Here is an 18,024-nt window from a genome sequence, read left to right on the forward strand (position 1 = left end):
CGAGGGATCAAGCGGTCACACCCTCTGGCTATAGTCCGCATCATCCATAACAAAAAAGTACATGGAGTAGCGTCGATGACAAAAGCAAAGCAAACCTGGCGCCTGGCAAAACTGCCGCTGGCCGTCAGCCTCGCATCCACCCTCGCCACACCGGCATTCGGCGTGAATTTCAATATTGGCGAAATCGAAGGTCAGTTTGATTCCTCCATCTCAGTGGGGGCCAGTTGGTCGGTGCGCGGTGCTGACAAAGACCTGATAGGTAAGAACAATGGTGGTGACGGTCTGTCGCAGACCTCCGATGACTCCCACCTGAATTTCAAGAAGGGCGAAACCTTCTCGAAAATCTTCAAGGGCGTACACGACCTCGAATTGAAGTACGGCGATACCGGCGTGTTCGTCCGCGGTAAGTACTGGTACGACTTCGAGCTGAAGGACGAGCACCGCCTGTTCAAGGACATCGACGACAGCAACCGTAAGCAGGCCGCCCAGGCCTCAGGCGCGGAAATTCTCGACGCCTTCGTCTATCACAACTACGCCGTTGCCGATCAGCCGGGCTCGGTGCGTCTGGGCAAGCAGGTGGTCAGCTGGGGCGAGAGCACCTTTATCCAGAACAGCATCAACGCGATCAACCCGGTCGATGCCGCTGCCTTCCGTCGCCCCGGCGCCGAGGTCAAGGAAGGCCTGATTCCGGTCAATATGTTCTATGTGTCGCAAAGCCTGACCGACAACCTGTCGATGGAGACTTTCTACCAGTTGGAGTGGGATCAGACGGTAGCCGACAACTGCGGTACCTTCTTTGCTCAGCCGGATATCGTGGCTGATGGTTGTGACCAGAACCTCGCAGTGCTTAGAACAACTGCTCAGGTGAACCGGGCTGTGGCGGGCGGTCTGACTGCGGCTGGAGTGCCTGGGGTCGCGCTGCCTCCTTCCTTAGCCGCTGTTAATGGGGTTTTAGCAGCGCGTGGTGTTAATCACGGCAGTCCAGATGAGGGAGTTGTGGTAGCACGTGGTGGCGATAGAGATGCGCGCGATGATGGTCAGTTTGGCGTAGCTTTCCGCTATTTCGCCGAGCAGCTGGACACTGAGTTCGGTGCCTACTTTATGAACTATCACAGCCGGACGCCGGTCTTCAGTGCCACGGGTGGGCCGGCTGGTGCGTACAGCGGCGCTGCCCTTGGCGGGCAGTTGGCAACTGCACTGACGCCAATACTTGGCGGGGCTGGTGCTGGTGCGGCTGCGGGCGCACTGACACCTTCATTGCTACCGCTAGTGGTGGCGGGCAACTCTCAATACTTCATGGAGTATCCGGAAGATATTCGCCTCTATGGCCTGAGCTTCTCCACCACCTTGCCTACCGGCACCGCCTGGAGTGGTGAAGTCAGCTACCGGCCGAATGCGCCGGTGCAGCTCAATACCACCGACATCCTGTTTGCTGGCCTGACCCCGCTGAATCCGAACCTTTCTCTGTTGAAGGGCTCGCCGGGTACTGATCTGCATGGCTATCGCCGCAAGGAGATCACTCAGTTCCAGACCACCTTCACCCACTTCTTCGATCAGGTCATGGGCGCCAGCCGTCTGACCCTGGTCGGCGAGATCGGCGTGAGTCATGTTGGCGGACTGGAGAGCACCAGCGAAGTGCGCTACGGCCGTGACCCAGTCTTCGGCCCGGGCCCGTTGCCAGGTAATGCGTGTGTGACTACGAACGCCGGCACTCTGGGTAGCGCCACCGCCGAAAACGTCAGCAAGTACTGCGAAGACGACGGCTTCGTCACCAGCACTTCCTGGGGCTACCGCGCCAAGGCCGTCTGGGACTACAACGATGCCATTGCCGGTATCAACCTGAAGCCCAGCGTGTCCTGGTCCCATGACGTCGACGGCTACGGTGCCAACGGCGTGTTCAACGAAGGCAACAAGGCCATCAGCTTGGGTCTGAATGCCGAGTACCAGAACACCTACACGGCCGATCTGTCTTACACCGATTTCTTCGGCGGCAAGTACAACACCTCGATCGACCGTGACTTCGTAGCACTCAGCTTCGGTATGAACTTCTAAGCGCCCAGGAATTTTGAGGAAGACTCTGTATATGAAAACAACAAAAGGTCTGTTGCAAACCGGCGCGCTGACTCTGTCGCTGCTAGCCTGCAGCGTTATGGCAGCGGTATCGCCGGAAGAAGCGGCCAAGCTGGGCACTACCCTGACTCCGGTCGGGGCAGAGATGGCCGGCAACGCCGATGGCTCGATTCCGGCCTGGACCGGCGGCCTGCCGACCAACGCCGGCACTCCCGATAGCGCCGGGTTCCTCCCGGATCCGTTCGCCAGCGAGCAGCCGCAGTTCACCATCACCGCGCAGAACGTGGATCAGTACAAGGACAAGCTGACTCCCGGTCAGCTGGCCATGTTCAAGCGCTATCCAGACAGCTACAAGATCCCGGTGTATCCGACCCACCGTTCGGCCACTCTGCCGGATAATGTTTTGGCGTCGACCAAGAACAACGCGGTCAACACCAGGCTGGTCGAGGGCGGCAATGGTCTGGAAAACTTCGACCAAGCCAACCCTTTCCCGATCCCGAAGGATGGTCTGGAAGCGATCTGGAACCATATCACCCGCTATCGCGGCGGCAGCGTGCGGCGCCTGGTGACCCAGGCCACGCCGCAGGCCAATGGTTCCTACAGCATGGTCTACTTCCAGGACGAGTTCACCTTCCGCGCCAACCTGAGCGACTTCGCGCCGGGCAAGGAAAACAACGTACTGTTCTACTTCAAGCAGCGTGTTACCGCGCCGTCGCGTCTGGCCGGCAACGTGTTGCTGGTGCACGAGACGTTGAACCAGGTGAAGGAGCCGCGTCTGGCCTGGCTGTACAACGCCGGTCAGCGCCGCGTGCGTCGCGCACCGCAGGTGTCCTATGACGGTCCGGGTACCGCATCCGATGGTCTGCGCACCTCCGACAACTTCGACCTGTACAACGGCTCGCCGGATCGTTACGAGTGGAAGCTGAACGGCAAGAAGGAGATCTACATCCCCTACAACGCCTATAAGCTGGATTCGCCGAAGCTGAAGTACGCCGAGGTGATCAAGGCCGGTCACATCAACCAGGACCTGACTCGTTACGAGCTGCACCGGGTATGGCACGTGACCGGAACCCTGAAGTCCGGCGAGCGCCACATCTATGCCAAACGTGACTTCTACCTCGACGAGGACACCTGGCAGGCAGCCGAGGTCGATCACTACGACGGCCGCGGCACCCTGTGGCGCGTAGCCGAGGCGCATTCCCAGTACTACTACGACAAGCAAGTGCCTTGGTACACCGTGGAAACCCTGTATGACTTGCTGTCCGGGCGCTACCTGGCCCTGGGCATGAAGAACGAAGAGAAGCAGGCCTACGACTTCACCTACAAGGCTTCTGCCTCCGACTACACCCCTGCAGCACTGCGTCAGGCTGGCGTTCGTTAACAGCCGTTGATGCGACAGCGAAAGCCGGCCCTTTGGGCCGGCTTTCTTGTTTAGCTAATAGCCAATCGCTGACTGCGCTGGCCAGCGGAGCATTACCGTGAGCCTGCCTGCCGCCTCGGCTCTGCGCAGCGGATGACAGCGGCATGGCCTTTCCTTCCCGGCCACACACACCCAGCGGTTGCCCACGTCGTCAGCCACTGCACGGGCCTGTAGGAGGCGCGACCTCGCGGCGATGCGGGCCGCAGGGCCGCTAGAATCAAAACATCGTCCCGGATCGGGCCGCCTACAAAAACTGCGATCACCCATGCCGCCTGATACCGCCCGACCGAACTCGCTTAGCCCGAAGTCGGGTGGCCGCCAGGGCAATGATTTGTTGAAGTGCACACATCCAGGCTTCAATTTCTGCGGTTAAGTCGATAGTCTGCAGAGAGTTCGCGCCTGAACTGGCAACGACCTAACAAGAGCTGGGTGATGACCGATCTGACGCCTATAGCGCCTGTAGTCAGCGACACTGTGCCCCTGGGCGACAGTCGCTTTTTTCGTCCACCACTGCCATCCAGCCATGTATCGCGGCCGCGTTTGTGTGAGCGGCTGGCCGAGGGCTTGGCAGGGCGCTTGCTGTTGGTCAGCGCCCCTGCGGGTTTCGGCAAAAGCTCCCTGGCCAATGAGTTCTGTCAGGTGCTGCCCGGGCACTGGCACAGCCTATGGCTGGGGCTGAGCCCGCGCGATAGCGACCCTGGGCGTTTCCTCGAACGTTTACTGGGCGGCCTGCAACAGTTCTACCCGGGGCTGGGCGAGGACGCTGAGGCGATGCTGCGCATGCGCCAGCGTCATCAACCCTTCGCCTTCGAAGAGTGGCTCGATGGCCTGCTTGATGAACTGGGCGAGCGCCTGACGCCGACGGCGCCCTTGCTGCTGGTGCTGGACGACTACCACCTGGCTCAGGGGGCCGTGCTCGACCGCTGCCTGCAGTTTTTGCTCAATCATTTGCCCGATGGCCTGGTCATTCTGTTGACCAGCCGTCAACGCCCCGACTGGCACCTGGCCCGCTTGCGCCTGTCACGCCAGTTGCTGGAGTTGCAAGAGCAGGACTTGCGTTTGACCGAGGACGAGGCGCGCGCACTGCTCGGCAGCCAAGGGGCTCAGCTCAGTGATCCGGTACTGGAGGAGTGGCGTCAGCGCAGTGAAGGCTGGGTGGCTGGCTTGCGTCTGTGGTTGTTGAGCCGTCAGCAGGCGGATGACGACAGCCCGGAACGGGTGCCCCAGGGCGACGAGGGCTTGATCCGCGAGTACTTGCTGGAGGAGGTGATCGAGCAACAGTCGGCCGAGGTGCAGAGCTTTTTGTTCGACACCGCTTGCCTGGAGCGCTTCTGTGTCGAGCTGTGCGATGCTTTGCGCGAGCAGCATGACAGTGCGGAGATTATCCAGCACCTGCAGACCCACCAGGTCTTTTTGGTGCCCCTGGATGAGCAAGGGCACTGGTTTCGCTACCACCATCTGTTCTCCGATCTACTGCGCTCGCGGCCCGCAGCCCAGCGCAGCCAGTCCCAGGCGGCCTTACACCTGCGTGCTTGTCGCTGGTTCAGCGGCCAGGGTCTGCATGAGGAGGCGGTCGATCAGGCACTGCGCGCCGGCCAGCCGGAAGTGGCGGCCAATCTGGTGCAAAACCTGTCCGAGGAGCAACTGCTCGGCGAGCAGAGCGTCGCTCGCCTGCTGCGCTGGAAGATGGATCTGCCCGACAGCCTGCTGGCCAGCACGCCGCGTTTGTTGGTGTTGTATGGCTGGGCGTTGGCTCTGGCTTGCCAACTGGATGCTGCCGACGAGTTGATCCAACAATTGGGGCGGTTTTTGCCAGCCCCCGACGCGCAGGAGCAGGAGGATCTATTGGCCCAGTGGCTGGCCTTGTCCGGGGTGATCGCCCGCGGCCGCGGCCAGGTTCTCGATTCCGAGCGCTATTGCAGCGATGCCCTGGCGCTGCTCAGCGCCAAACGCTGCGGGCCGCGCCTGATGTGTTTGTTCACCCTGGCCAACCTGGCCATGATCAAGGGCGATCTGTGGCGCGCCCGGGGTCTCAATCGCGAGGCTCTGGAGTTGGCGCAGCGGGCCGATAACCCCTTGTTCGAGGGCTTGGCGCATGCCGAGCGGGCGCGGGTGTTGCATGCGCGTGGCGAAGTCCAGCGGGCCCTGGCCGAGGTGCGTCTGGGCTTGCAGCGGCTGCAGGGGCTTCCGGCCCAGCGCGTGTATTCGGTGCGGGCGCGGCTGAATCTGTACGAGGGCTATCTGCTCAGTGTGTCGCTGCAAACCCATGACGCGCGTACCAAATTGCTGGCAGGGATCGGCGAGGCGCGCGGTTGTCGCGACATCAGCCTGCTGGTGGGGTATTGCATGTTGGCCGGGATCGAGGGGCGTGAGGGACGTCTCAGCGAGGCCTTTGCCCAACTGGCCGAGGCCGAGCGCCTGATGCATGCCTGGGATGTACCGTCGATCTACTACCTGGCGATGATCACAGTGGTCAAATGCGAACTGTGGCTGTCTCAGGGGCAGCTCGAATTGGCCGAGGTCTGGCTGCAGCGGCTGGCCGAAACCTATTGCGGCGAAACGCTCGGCGCGGCCCCCGAATTCCACCCGCAGCTGGCCTTGCATATCGAGTTGCAGCAAGCCGCGCTGGAGCGCTTGCAGGGGCGCCTGGAGGGTGCCGAGCGGCGGTTGCGCGCACTCAGTCAGCGCGCCCAATCCGCATCGGGGCAATTGTTCGTGGTGGCCGCTCAGGTGCAATTGGCCCTGCTGCACAAGGCCTGCGGGCGCGACCAGGAGGCCGTCAGCTGGCTGGCAAGTAGTCTGGAGGCCGCGCAGGGCGGTGCTTTGTGGCCCTACCTGGAGTTGTTCGCACACCAGCCGCAATGGCTGCGCGAACAGCTGATGGCGCGCCCCGATTGCGCCGCCGCCGCCGAGTTGCTCAAGCATCTGCCCCAGTCTGCGGGCGGGGCGCTGACCTGGCGCGATAGCCAGCTGACCGAGGCCTTGAGTTCGCGTGAACTGGCGGTATTGCAGCTGATCGCCCAGGGCTGCTCGAATCAGGAAATCAGCGAGCAGCTGTTTATTTCGCTGCATACGGTGAAAACCCATGCTCGCCATATCAACAGCAAACTGGGCGTGGAGCGGCGTACCCAGGCCGTGGCGCGGGCCAAGGACTTGGGGCTATTGCACTGAGCGGCGGCGAAAAAACTTCCGCCGCCCGCGAGCGCCTGGAGATAGCCTCGCGGCGGAGCCCGATATTTTCACAACCTTTCAGTGCAAACCGGGAGCGGTCTGTAGGCGTTGCCCCGGGTTGCCCCGGGTTCGTTCTTGAACCATCGTGCGCGCAGGCCGCCGCCCCGCTTATGGCGGCGCGTGAATCGACTATGCGGCTGCGCAGAGACTTCAGTGGTTGGTGCTGTCCTGCTGCGTGCTCAGCTCATGCAGGTATTTGCGTGACAGCGCGAGAAAGCGCGGCGTTGGACCGATGTCTTCATAGAGCGGGTTGCCTTCCTCGTCGGTGGCGACGACCTGACTGCCTTTGACATAGGGCAGGCTGGTTTCCAGTTCTTCCAGCGCGGCGCCGATCAGCTCGCCGAGTAACGCTTCCGGGCTGCGCTTGGGGTACATCTCGGCCAGCGCGGCCAGGCGTGCGGCCGCCTCCATGTCGAGGTGGATCTGATACAGATTGCGGGTTATACGACCCTTGGCGTTTTGTTCCCAATGGTGGACAAGCTCGCGAATTTTCATGACTGCCTCGTCCTTTACCTACGCGTGGTAGGCGGTTATGCGATTACGCTCGGCCCCGCCCTTTGGTGACGGGCCTGCTTAAAGCCTAGACCGGCCCAGCGCACTTGTCGGTTCGGCGTCGCACCCTTGTAAGATGTTGCCGTGCTGGGCACTCTTGGCTTTCACGCTTCAGGGAGAGTCAGTCATGGCAGAAATCGACGCGCGTCTGCGCGAGGACGTTCATCAGCTCGGCGAGCTTTTGGGTAACACCATCAGTGCCCAGCGTGGAACGGTGTTTCTCGACAAGATCGAGCGCATTCGCAAGGGCGCCAAGGCCGCGCGGCAGGGATCTGCCGCCGGTGCCGAGCAGCTCAGCGCTGGCCTCGAGCAGCTTGCCGACGACGAACTGCTGCCGGTGGCGCGCGCGTTCAACCAGTTTCTCAACCTGGCCAATATCGCCGAGCAATACCACCGCATCCGTCGCCGTGGCCCTGACGAGCCGGAACCTTTCGAGTCGCGGGTACTGGCCGAATTGCTGCAGCGCCTGTTGGCCAGTGGCCACGACGCCGATGCTTTGGTTCGCCAGTTCGCTGGCCTGGACATCGAGCTGGTGCTGACCGCCCACCCGACCGAAGTGGCGCGGCGCACCCTGATCCAGAAATACGATGCCATCGCCGCGCAACTGGCTGCCGGGGATCACAGCGACCTGTCCGCCACCGAACGTGAGCAGGTTGCCGAGCATTTGCAGCGTCTGATCGCCGAAGCCTGGCATACCGAAGAGATCCGCCGCAGCCGCCCCAGCCCGGTGGACGAGGCCAAGTGGGGCTTCGCCGTGATCGAGCATTCGCTGTGGCAGGCGGTGCCGGATTTCCTGCGCAAGGCTGATCAGGCCTTGCACGCGGCCACCGGCATGCACCTGGCATTGGACGCCGCGCCGATTCGCTTCGCCTCCTGGATGGGCGGCGACCGCGACGGCAATCCCAATGTCACCGCGGCGGTGACCCGCGAGGTGTTGTTGCTGGCACGCTGGATGGCGGCCGACCTGTATCTGCGCGATATCGATCAGCTGGCCGCCGGGCTGTCCATGCAGCAGGCCAGCGCCGAGCTGCTGGCGCGGGTTGGCGAGAGTTCCGAGCCCTATCGCAGCCTGCTCAAGCAACTGCGCGAACGCCTGCGCACCACCCGCAGTTGGGCCCAGGAGGCGCTGCACGGCCCGCTCGCGGCACCGGCGGCGGTGTTGCAGGACAACCGCGAACTGCTCGAACCGCTGGAGTGCTGCTTCCAGTCGCTGCACGCCTGCGGTATGGGGGAGATCGCCAATGGTCCGTTGCTCGACTGCCTGCGTCGCGCCGCCACCTTCGGCTTGTTTCTGGTGCGTCTCGATGTGCGCCAGGACTCCAGTCGCCACGCCGCGGCGCTCGACGAAATCACCGACTACCTGGGCCTGGGGCGCTACGCCGAGTGGGACGAGGCGGCGCGCCAGCAGTTCCTCCTGGCCGAGCTGGACAACCGGCGGCCGTTGCTGCCGAGCCATTTCAACCCCAGCGCCGACACCGCCGAAGTACTCGCCACCTGCCGCGAGGTGGCCGCCGCGCCGGCGGCCTCGCTGGGTTCCTATGTGATCTCCATGGCCGGCGCACCTTCCGACGTGTTGGCCGTGCAACTGCTGTTGAAGGAGTCGGGGTTGTTGCGGCCGATCCGCGTGGTGCCCTTGTTTGAAACCCTTGCCGACCTGGACAACGCCGGCCCGGTGATCGAGCGCCTGCTGGGTCTGCAGGGCTACCGCGCACGCCTGCAGGGCCCGCAGGAAGTGATGATCGGTTACTCCGATTCGGCCAAGGATGCCGGCACTACCGCGGCGGCCTGGGCGCAGTACCGGGCCCAGGAAAGCCTGGTGCGGGTGTGTGCCGCGCAGCAGGTCGAATTACTGCTGTTCCACGGCCGTGGCGGCACCGTCGGCCGCGGCGGCGGCCCGGCTCATGCGGCGATTCTGTCGCAGCCGCCGGGCTCGGTGGCGGGGCGTTTTCGCACCACCGAACAGGGTGAAATGATCCGCTTCAAATTCGGTCTGCCAGACATCGCCGTGCAGAATCTCAACCTCTACCTGGCCGCGGTGCTGGAAGCCACCCTGTTGCCACCGCCGACGCCCGAGCCGGCCTGGTGCGAACTGATGGATAAGCTAGCCGCCGATGGCGTGAACGCCTATCGCAGCGTGGTGCGCGAACACCCGCAGTTCGTCGAGTATTTCCGCCAGGCCACGCCGGAGCAGGAGCTCGGTCGCCTGCCCCTGGGCAGCCGCCCAGCCAAGCGTCGCGAGGGCGGGGTGGAGAGCCTGCGGGCGATTCCCTGGATTTTCGCCTGGACCCAGACCCGCCTGATGCTGCCGGCCTGGCTCGGCTGGGAATACGCCCTGAGTAGCGCGCTGAAACGCGGCGAAGGTGAACTGCTGGCGCAGATGCGCGAGCATTGGCCGTTCTTCCGCACCCGTATCGATATGCTGGAAATGGTTCTGGCCAAAGCCGATGGCGCTATCGCCCGGCTCTACGACGAGCGCCTGGTCGAGCCGTCGCTGCAGCCTTTGGGTGAGCATCTGCGCGACCTATTGTCGCAGGCGGCGGCTGCGGTCTTGCATCTGACCGGCCAGTCGCAGCTATTGGCGCACAGTCCCGAGACCCTGGAGTTCATCAGCGTGCGCAACACCTACCTTGACCCCTTGCACCTGCTTCAGGCCGAGCTGCTGGCACGTTCCAGACGGCGTGATAATCAGGCCGACAGCCCCCTGGAACAGGCCTTGCTGGTCAGCGTTGCGGGTATCGCCGCCGGTTTGCGCAACACCGGTTAGAGAGGGGTGTGGCGGGCGTTGCCCAGGTGCCCTGAACGTGCACCGGAGGCGCCCGCTCGCGCTCTGATGGCGCCTGAAAGGCCCTGGTTTATTCGACTTTCGGTGGCTTGTGCGGTGGGGGGGCGCTGTGTATCGTGATCAACCTTTTAGTCCCTTGGACACTTGGGCACAGGCCATTCGGCAGCTTGCCAGTGTTGCCTGAACCATTCTGAGATTGGCCCCGTGAGGCGAGTCCGACGCTTTTTTCTTAAATCTTGAGGAACACATCGATGCGCGTGATTTTGCTAGGAGCGCCCGGTGCCGGCAAAGGTACACAGGCCGGTTTCATCACCAAGAAGTTTGCTATTCCGCAAATCTCCACCGGCGACATGCTGCGTGCCGCGGTCAAGGCCGGCACCGAGCTGGGCCTGATGGCCAAAAGCATCATGGACAGTGGCGGCCTGGTTTCCGATGACTTGATCATCAATCTGGTCAAGGAACGCATTGCCCAGCCCGATTGTGCCAATGGCTTCCTCTTCGATGGCTTCCCACGCACCATTCCCCAGGCCGAAGCCTTGAAGGAAGCGGGCGTGAACATCGATCACGTGGTGGAAATCGCCGTCGAAGACGAGGAAATCGTCAGCCGCATCGCTGGCCGTCGCGTACACCCGGCTTCCGGGCGCGTCTACCACACCGAACACAACCCGCCCAAAGTCGCCGGTATTGACGACGAAACCGGCGATGAGCTGATCCAGCGCGACGACGACAAGGAAGAAACCGTACGTCATCGCCTGTCGGTCTATCACTCGCAGACCAAGCCGCTGGTGGATTTCTACCAGCAGCTCGCCGCAGTCAATGGCACGCCCAAATACAGCGCCATCGCCGGGGTTGGCTCGGTGGACGAAATTACGACCAAGGTGCTGGCTGCACTTAGCTGAGCCCCCGGTACTGAAACGACGGCCCGCTTGCGGGCCGTTGTCGTTTCTGCGATAGGCGTGGTGGTGGCGGTTAAATCGGGGTCGTTCTCAGAACAGTAACCTTGTTCACGCAAGCTAGCATCGAGCGTCTGGTCTATACCAGGTGGCTTATTTCTTCATCAAACGGACGTCGGAGAAAACATGAGAGCTATGCAGGCGTGGATGATCGGTTTGGCCCTGAGCGTTGCCTCCCTGGGCGCCTCGGCCGCTACCGAGCTGCAACATTGGCCCAGAGAAGCGGCCGCCCAACTCGACAGCATGATCGCCGCCAACGCCAACAAAGGCGCCTATGCGGTGTTCGATATGGATAACACCACCTACCAATTCGACATCGAAGAGTCGTTGCTGCCCTATCTGGAAATGAAGGGCGTGCTGACCCGCGAGAGTATGGATCCCTCGCTCAAGTTGATTCCGTTCAAGGACACGCCGCAGTTCAAGGAGAGCCTCAACAGCTACTACTACCGCCTGTGCGAAGTCGACAACCTGGTCTGCTATCCCTGGGTGGCGCAGATATTTTCCGGCTTCACCCTGCGCGAGCTCAAGGGCTATGTCGATGAGGTGATGGCCTATGGCAAGCCGATCCCGCTCAAGTACTACGACGGCGACCAGGTGGTCGAAGGCAGCGTCAACCCGCCCAAGCCGTTCGCCGGCATGCAGGAGCTGTACAACCGCCTGCAGGAGAACGGCATCGAGGTCTATGTGATCAGCGCCGCCAGCGAGGAGCTGGTGCGGATGATCGCCAGCGATCCGAAGTACGGCTACAACGTCAAGCCGGCCAATGTCATCGGCGTCAACATGCTGCTCAAAGACCGCCAGAGCGGCGCCCTGACCACCTCGCGCCTGCAGGTGCAGAAGGGCAACTACGACCCGGCGCACAACCTCGACCTGGAGCTGACGCCTTACCTGATGAACCCGATGACCTGGTACGAAGGCAAGCTCGGCAGCATCTTCGGCTGGATCGATCAGTGGAAGATGCCGGTGCTGGTAGCCGGCGACACGCCGTTGTCCGATGGCTACATGCTGTTCAATGCCACCGACACCAGCAAGGGCGGCCTGCGGGTCTGGGTCGACCGCAAGGCCAAGTACACCCAGCAGGTCAAGGACTGGCAGGCCAGTGCGGCCAAGCGCCAGGGCGAACTGGGCTTGCCGGTGAATGCCGACAAGAACTGGATCGTGGTCACGCCCGACCAGTTGCACTAAGGAGCTGAGGGACTGGCCTGCGGGCCGGTTCCGTTGTCCGGCCGCCGCAATGGCGGCCCGGACAGCTGGCAAAAATGCCGCTAAACCGTTTTAATGCCCGCCCACTCGTCAACCTGTTCTAATCACGATGACCACTCTGCTGGCCCTGGATACCGCAACCGAAGCCTGCTCCGTCGCCTTGCTGCATGACGGCCAGGTGATCAGCCACTACGAGGTGATTCCGCGCCTGCATGCGCAACGCCTGCTGCCGATGATCAAGGATCTGCTGGCCCAGGCCGGTGTGCCGTTGTCGGCGCTGGATGCGCTTGCCTTCGGCCGTGGCCCGGGTGCCTTTACCGGGGTGCGCATCGCCGTCGGCGTGGTGCAAGGCCTGGCCTTTGCCCTGGATCGTCCGGTGCTGCCGGTGTCCAACCTGGCCGTGCTGGCCCAGCGCGCGCAGCGCGAGTACGGCGCCGGCCAGGTGGCTGCGGCCATCGACGCCCGCATGGATGAGATCTACTGGGGCTGCTATCGCAGCGAAAACGGCGAAATGCGCCTGGCCGGCGGCGAGGCGGTGTTGCCGCCCGAACAGGTCGGCGTGCCGCGCGATGCGACGGGTGACTGGTTCGGCGCCGGCACCGGCTGGGGCACGTTCGCCGCGCGTATCCCGCTGACCCCGAGCGGACAGGACGGCACGCTGCTGCCGCATGCCGAAGACCTGCTCAGCCTGGCGCGTTTCGCCTGGGCGCGGGGCGAGGCGGTGGTGGCCGACGAGGCGCTGCCGGTGTATCTGCGTGACCGGGTCGCCACGCCGAAGGCGCCGCTTTGATTGCCAAGCCGAACGGGTGGGGCTAAATTGCAAACACTCCACCCGACTGGTTAACCACTGCCGAGCAGTAATAGATGCGCATCTACGGCTCCATACCTTCCTACTCGCCAGATCGCGGGCCTCGTTCGGGCACCGCGGTCACGCCGTTTCGCGAAGCCCAACGCGAGATAGAGCAGCGTCGGGAGCTACCGGCAGCCCCGGCGAGCAGTCAGGGTTTCGAGCAAACAGCGCAAACCCGTCGGGTACAGGCTGCCGGCGCCAGCACCGACAGCCTGCCGGTACGGGCGCAGAACCTGAGTTACCCGTCGGCCGTCAGCAATCGCGCGGCCCAGGCGATTGCCAGTTACAGCGCCACTGCCACCTATGCCAGCGAGCCTGGTGCCCAGGAAATACTGGGCCTTGATCTCTACGCCTGATAACGCCCCCTGATGCGCCCCGACTTTCTTGGCTGCCCATCCTGGAGCGAGCCGGCCTGGCGGGGATCGTTGTATCCGACTAGCGTCCGGCGGACTTTTTGCCGCGCTACGCCGAGGTCTTCAATGCGCTCGGTCGATGGGCTTATCCGTTGGCGACGCTGATGCCCATGCACTTTCGTTTCTGCGCCAAGCTGCCGCGCGGCATCAGCCATGCGGGGGATCTGCGCGAGCCACTGGAGCGGCTCTGGGCGGCGCCGCCCCGTTGTTCTCGTTGCTCCCAATTGCCGCGACACGCGCTGGGCCCGGTTGATCTGGGTTCGGCCTCCTATGGTTTACTGCTGCGTAGACGTTTCACTACCTGAGGGTTACGACATGCGATCCTCCTTCGAGAGTTTGTTGAAGAACAAGAATATGGCGCACCTCGCCAAGGGGCTGGGCGGCGAGCCGGCGCTGCCGCTGCGCCGGGTTGCCTTCGTGCTGCTGGATCATTTTTCGATGATGGCCTTCACCGGGGCGGTAGACGCCCTGGTCACCGCCAATTTGATGAGCCCGACGCCGCTCTATGAGGTGCTGGTGGTCGGTGGCGCCAGCGAGGTGGTGGTCAGCGACCTGGGCATCGCCATCTCGGCGGGCTGCCGTCTGGCCGAGATGGCAGAGAAACGGCAGGACATCCTGGTGGTCTGCGGCGGTTTCCGGGTGCGCTTGCAGGCGGAGCCGCTGCTCAGGGCCAAGCTCAAGTCGGCCGACGCCGCTGGCGCCATGCTCGGCGGGCTGTGGAACGGCGCCTACTTTCTCGCCGAAGCGGGGCTGCTGGATGGCTACGAGTGCGCCTTTCATCCGGATGGACGGGCGATGATGAGCGAGCTGTTCCCCAAGGTGAAGCTGGCCAGCCATGCCTATGTGCTGGATCGCGGGCGCATCAGCTGTGCCGGGGCCAACAGCTCGTTGGGCATGATGCTGGAGGTGGTTAGGCGTGGCGGCGGGGAACAGTTGGTCAGCGCGGTAGAAGAGGTGCTGAGCTGCGACAAGATGCAGGAGGTCATGGACGTGTCGGTGGTGGCCGTCGATTACGATCCGACCCTGCCGCAGGCGTTGAAATCGGCGCTGGAGCTGATGCACAACAACATCGACGAACCGCTGAGCGTGGACGAGATTGCCAGCTGCGTCGGCATTTCCAAGCGTCAGCTCGAGCGCCTGTTCTGTCGCCATGTCAATGCCACGCCTTCGCGCTATAACCTGGAGCTGCGCCTGACCCGCGCCCGTCAGTTGCTGCAGCAGAGCAACAAGTCGCTGGCCGATATCGCCGTGGCCAGCGGCTTTGTCAGCATCTCGCACTTTCAGCGCTGCTTTCGTGAGTTCTTCAACATTGCCCCGGGGCGTTTTCGTGAAGCTTCGCACCAGCGGCGTTGAACGGAATCCGCTCTTGAACCGCGCTTATGCCAGGGTCAGTGGGTACTTGGCACCCTCGGACTCTGCCGGCGCGCTTTGGCTGCCAGCGCTGAGAGCGTCGGCGAGCAGCATCAGGGTCAAGTGATCGACTTTCTCCGGGGCGGCATTGAGTCTGACGCTCAGCTCGAACTGGCGTTGTGCGATGAATTGCTGGAAACCGCTGTCGTGCTCGATACAGGCGGGCGCCACTGCTGCGCTCGTCTGCGGTTCGACTGCCGTCTCGGCGCTCGCCAACGGCTGCTGGCCGGCGGTCACCCGGCTCAACAGGAGCTGGAAGTCCAGGTAGGCACGAATGTCCGCCGGGCCGTTGCCGCTCGGCTGGCGGCTAGGGGTCGGCAGTGCGGTGCTGGAAGCGGAAACGCCATTAACCATAAGTCACTCGGTGCGGTCGTCACGGGCCAAGTCTGGCAGAATGCCGCGCACTTGGTTATCGGCCGCCTATCGGCCGGGTTGAACGTTTTTTGAGCATATTTCGATGAGTAGCCCACGGCCCAGCGCCACAATTCGTATGCAAGCCCTGGCCCCGCATCTGGCCGAGAGCGCTGCGGCATGGGCCACGCGCCTGGCGTTGCCGCTAGACGGCGAGGCGCAATTTGCCCTGCAGCTGGGCGAGCAGGGCCTGCAGCTGGTCGAGCTGGGGCCGCAGGCGCCGGGGCCGGTGCGGGTGGATTTCGTCGAGGGCGCGGTGGCCCATCGCCGTCTGTTCGGCGGCGGCAGCGGGCAGATGATTGCCAAGGCGGTGGGCGTGCAGCCGGGCGTGCGTCCGCGGGTGCTGGATGCCACCGCCGGGCTCGGCCGCGATGGCTTCGTCCTCGCCAGCCTGGGCTGTAGCGTGACCCTGATCGAGCGGCAGCCGCTGATCGCGGCGCTGCTGGAAGATGGCCTGGCGCGTGCCGGCACCGACCGGGATGTGGGGCCGATCGTGGCGCAGATGCGCCTGCTGACCGGCAACGCCATCGAGTTGATGAGCGATTGGCAGGGCGAGCCGCCGCAGGTGATCTACCTCGACCCGATGTTCCCCCACCGCGACAAGAGTGCGCTGGTGAAAAAGGAAATGCGCCTGTTCCGCCCCTTCGTCGGCGACGACCTGGATGCCCCGGCCCTGCTCCAGGCCGCTCTGGCCCTGGCCAGTCACCGGGTGGTGGTCAAGCGCCCGCGCAAGGCGCCGCTTATCGAGGGAGCCAAGCCCGGTTATGCGCTGGAGGGGAAATCCAGCCGCTATGACATCTATCCGTTGAAGAAGCTGCAAGCGTGAGTCAGCGGCGAGGCGCATGCGCGCTACGCCACTGGCCGCATCCTGCACAGCCCCAGGTTCATCCTCAGTCCGGCCGATAGGCGCGCACGAAGACACTCACCGCATCTTGCACATGCTGTTCGGCGGCTTCGCCTTGCTGCGGATCTGCGCAGCCGATCAGCAGGCGGAAGTTGGCGCCGCCCTTGATCAGGCAGAAGAACTGGTCGGCGGCGCTGGGCAGGTCGGCGATACGCAGCTGACCGGCCTGGTCGGCCTTGTGCAGCAGGCGTTCCATCTCGTTGAGCAGTCGTTGCGGGCCGGCTTCGTAGAACATCTGCGACAGCTTCGGGTTCTGGGTGGCCAGAGTCACCATCATCCGGTGCAGCTCCACCGATTCGCGGCTGTTGATCAGGGTGTTGAAGCCGCGCCCGATATTCAGCAGCAGGGTTTCGATCGGCATACCCGGCGCTAGCTCGAACAGCAGTTCGGGCAGCTGCTCTTCGCATTTGGCCTTCACCGCTGCGGAGAACAGGGTCTCCTTGTCGGTGAAGTGGCTGTACACCGTCAGTTTGGACACCCCGGCTTCGGCGGCGATGGCGTCCATGCTGCTGCCGTCGTAACCCTGACTGAGGAACAGGCTTTTCGCCGCGTCCAGAATGGCTTGGCGCTTGACGAGGTCTTTGGGGCGACCCGGGCCGCTGGGCGGTAACAACTTGTTGGGCATTGGCTGCTTTTAATACTGGACTGGCGGGTTTGCTATTTTTACTATACCCGGCAGTACAAATATTCCAAACCTTCGTGAAAGGTCATCCATCATGTTTCGCCATGCCTTGTCCGTCGCTGTGCCTGCCAGCCTCATCGTTCTGCTTGCTGCCTGTGGTAATGGTGAGCCGGTCGCGCAGTCTATCCGCCCCGCCATGGTGGTGCAGCCGCAACCGGCCACCGAAATGATGGACGCCTATGCCGGCGAGGTGCGCGCGCGTCTGGAGCCTGAACTGGCCTTTCGCATCGGCGGCAAGGTCGCCAAGCGCTTGGTCGAGGTGGGCGACCAGGTGCGCAAGGAGCAGTCGCTGGCCGAGCTGGATCCGCGGGATGTGCGCTTGCAGCTCGAAGCCATTCGCGCGCAAGTGGCCGCGGCCGCGGCCAATCTGCAACTGGTGCGGGCCGAGCGTGACCGCTACAAGACCCTGTTGGGGCGCAATCTGGTCAGCCGTTCGCAATACGACAACGCGGAAAACCTCTACCGCTCGGGCGAAGCCCGCCTCAAGCAGGTCAAGGCCGAGTTCGATGTGGCCAGCAATCAGGCCGGTTACGCGGTGCTTCGTGCCTCCCAGGACGGCGTGATCGCCCGCCGCATGGTCGAGGTTGGCCAAGTGGTGGCGGCGGGGCAGACCGTGTTCACCTTGGCCGCCGATGGCGAGCGTGAAGTCTCGATCAACCTGCCCGAGCAAGCCTTCGAACGCTTCAAGGTCGGCCAGCCCGTGGCGGTCGAACTCTGGTCGCAGCCGGATCGGCGTTTTCCCGGGCGGATTCGCGAGATAGCCCCGGCGGCCGACGCGCAGTCGCGCACCTTTGCCGCCCGCGTGGCCTTCAGCGCCGGCGAGGTGCCGGCCGAGCTGGGCCAGAGTGCGCGGGTGTTCATCTCCCACAACGGCGAAGTCCCGCTGTCGGTGCCGCTGTCGGCGCTGACCGCGGAGAAGGGTCAGCCCTACGTCTGGGTGGTCGACCCCAAGGACTCCACGCTCAAGCGCACGCTGGTGCGTGTCGGCGCTTATGCCGAGAATAGCGTGCCGGTGCTGGAAGGCCTGCAAGAGCACGACTGGGTGGTCGCCGCCGGGGTGCAGGTGCTGCGCGAAGGCCAGCAGGTACGCCCGGTCGACCGCGATAACCGCACGGTCAAGCTGGCAGCCAAGGAGTAGCCCCG

At 63.6% G+C, this 18,024-nt stretch carries 14 protein-coding genes and 1 pseudogene; 12 read left to right on the top strand and 3 right to left on the bottom strand.

Annotated features, from left to right (window positions below; all coding sequences use genetic code 11):
• The first annotated feature begins 75 nt into the window (after positions 1–75).
• The 3 genes from P8H27_RS16540 to P8H27_RS16550 all read left to right on the top strand — a co-directional run bounded on the left by P8H27_RS16540 (position 76) and on the right by P8H27_RS16550 (position 6,661).
• Positions 76–2,052 (top strand): DUF1302 domain-containing protein, encoded by a 1,977-nt coding sequence (locus P8H27_RS16540; RefSeq protein WP_289638723.1) that lies wholly within the window; start codon positions 76–78, stop codon positions 2,050–2,052.
• Positions 2,053–2,083: 31 nt separating this feature from the next.
• Complete coding sequence (locus tag P8H27_RS16545) at positions 2,084–3,451, top strand: DUF1329 domain-containing protein (protein WP_289638724.1); 1,368 nt, start codon at positions 2,084–2,086, stop codon at positions 3,449–3,451.
• Between the two features lie 471 nt (positions 3,452–3,922).
• Positions 3,923–6,661: a LuxR C-terminal-related transcriptional regulator gene (locus P8H27_RS16550; RefSeq protein WP_289638725.1), complete on the top strand. Its 2,739-nt coding sequence runs from the start codon at positions 3,923–3,925 to the stop codon at positions 6,659–6,661.
• A 210-nt stretch (positions 6,662–6,871) separates the two neighbouring features.
• Here the strand turns inward: P8H27_RS16550 and P8H27_RS16555 are convergent, their stop codons facing one another.
• Positions 6,872–7,216 carry a pilin assembly protein gene (locus P8H27_RS16555; RefSeq protein ID WP_289638726.1) on the bottom strand — a complete coding sequence of 115 codons (345 nt, stop codon included), beginning with the start codon at positions 7,214–7,216 and terminating at the stop codon, positions 6,872–6,874.
• Positions 7,217–7,400: 184 nt separating this feature from the next.
• Here P8H27_RS16555 and ppc point away from each other — a divergent pair, with 184 nt between their 5' ends.
• The 7 genes and pseudogenes from ppc to P8H27_RS16590 all read left to right on the top strand — a co-directional run bounded on the left by ppc (position 7,401) and on the right by P8H27_RS16590 (position 14,827).
• Entirely contained in the window at positions 7,401–10,037 is a 2,637-nt protein-coding gene (gene ppc, locus P8H27_RS16560; protein WP_289638727.1) for a phosphoenolpyruvate carboxylase, read from the top strand.
• Between the two features lie 269 nt (positions 10,038–10,306).
• Positions 10,307–10,954: an adenylate kinase gene (gene adk, locus P8H27_RS16565; RefSeq protein ID WP_289638728.1), complete on the top strand. Its 648-nt coding sequence runs from the start codon at positions 10,307–10,309 to the stop codon at positions 10,952–10,954.
• Positions 10,955–11,134: 180 nt separating this feature from the next.
• A complete protein-coding gene (locus P8H27_RS16570) occupies positions 11,135–12,193 on the top strand; it encodes a haloacid dehalogenase-like hydrolase (RefSeq protein WP_289638729.1) in 1,059 nt (352 codons plus the stop codon).
• Between the two features lie 127 nt (positions 12,194–12,320).
• On the top strand, positions 12,321–13,001 hold the full coding sequence (gene tsaB / locus P8H27_RS16575) for a tRNA (adenosine(37)-N6)-threonylcarbamoyltransferase complex dimerization subunit type 1 TsaB (protein ID WP_289638730.1): 681 nt from the start codon (positions 12,321–12,323) through the stop codon (positions 12,999–13,001).
• Between the two features lie 74 nt (positions 13,002–13,075).
• Positions 13,076–13,417 carry a hypothetical protein gene (locus P8H27_RS16580; protein ID WP_289638731.1) on the top strand — a complete coding sequence of 114 codons (342 nt, stop codon included), beginning with the start codon at positions 13,076–13,078 and terminating at the stop codon, positions 13,415–13,417.
• 12 nt (positions 13,418–13,429) lie between these two features.
• A pseudogene (locus tag P8H27_RS16585) lies at positions 13,430–13,653 on the top strand (hypothetical protein); the annotation flags it as partial.
• Positions 13,654–13,789: 136 nt separating this feature from the next.
• Entirely contained in the window at positions 13,790–14,827 is a 1,038-nt protein-coding gene (locus P8H27_RS16590; RefSeq protein WP_289638733.1) for a GlxA family transcriptional regulator, read from the top strand.
• A 24-nt stretch (positions 14,828–14,851) separates the two neighbouring features.
• Here the strand turns inward: P8H27_RS16590 and P8H27_RS16595 are convergent, their stop codons facing one another.
• Positions 14,852–15,238 (bottom strand): hypothetical protein, encoded by a 387-nt coding sequence (locus P8H27_RS16595; protein WP_289638735.1) that lies wholly within the window; start codon positions 15,236–15,238, stop codon positions 14,852–14,854.
• A gap of 103 nt (positions 15,239–15,341) precedes the next feature.
• Here P8H27_RS16595 and P8H27_RS16600 point away from each other — a divergent pair, with 103 nt between their 5' ends.
• Positions 15,342–16,121: a class I SAM-dependent methyltransferase gene (locus P8H27_RS16600; RefSeq protein ID WP_289638736.1), complete on the top strand. Its 780-nt coding sequence runs from the start codon at positions 15,342–15,344 to the stop codon at positions 16,119–16,121.
• 64 nt (positions 16,122–16,185) lie between these two features.
• On the opposite strand, the gene P8H27_RS16605 is transcribed toward P8H27_RS16600, so the two are convergent.
• Positions 16,186–16,824 (bottom strand): TetR/AcrR family transcriptional regulator, encoded by a 639-nt coding sequence (locus P8H27_RS16605; protein ID WP_289638737.1) that lies wholly within the window; start codon positions 16,822–16,824, stop codon positions 16,186–16,188.
• Between the two features lie 91 nt (positions 16,825–16,915).
• On the opposite strand from P8H27_RS16605, the gene P8H27_RS16610 reads away from it, so the two are divergent.
• Positions 16,916–18,019 carry an efflux RND transporter periplasmic adaptor subunit gene (locus P8H27_RS16610; RefSeq protein WP_289638739.1) on the top strand — a complete coding sequence of 368 codons (1,104 nt, stop codon included), beginning with the start codon at positions 16,916–16,918 and terminating at the stop codon, positions 18,017–18,019.
• Positions 18,020–18,024 lie beyond the last annotated feature (5 nt).

The sequence above is a fragment of the Pseudomonas sp. sp1636 genome (assembly GCF_030376615.1).
Taxonomy (GTDB): Bacteria; Pseudomonadota; Gammaproteobacteria; order Pseudomonadales; family Pseudomonadaceae; genus Aquipseudomonas.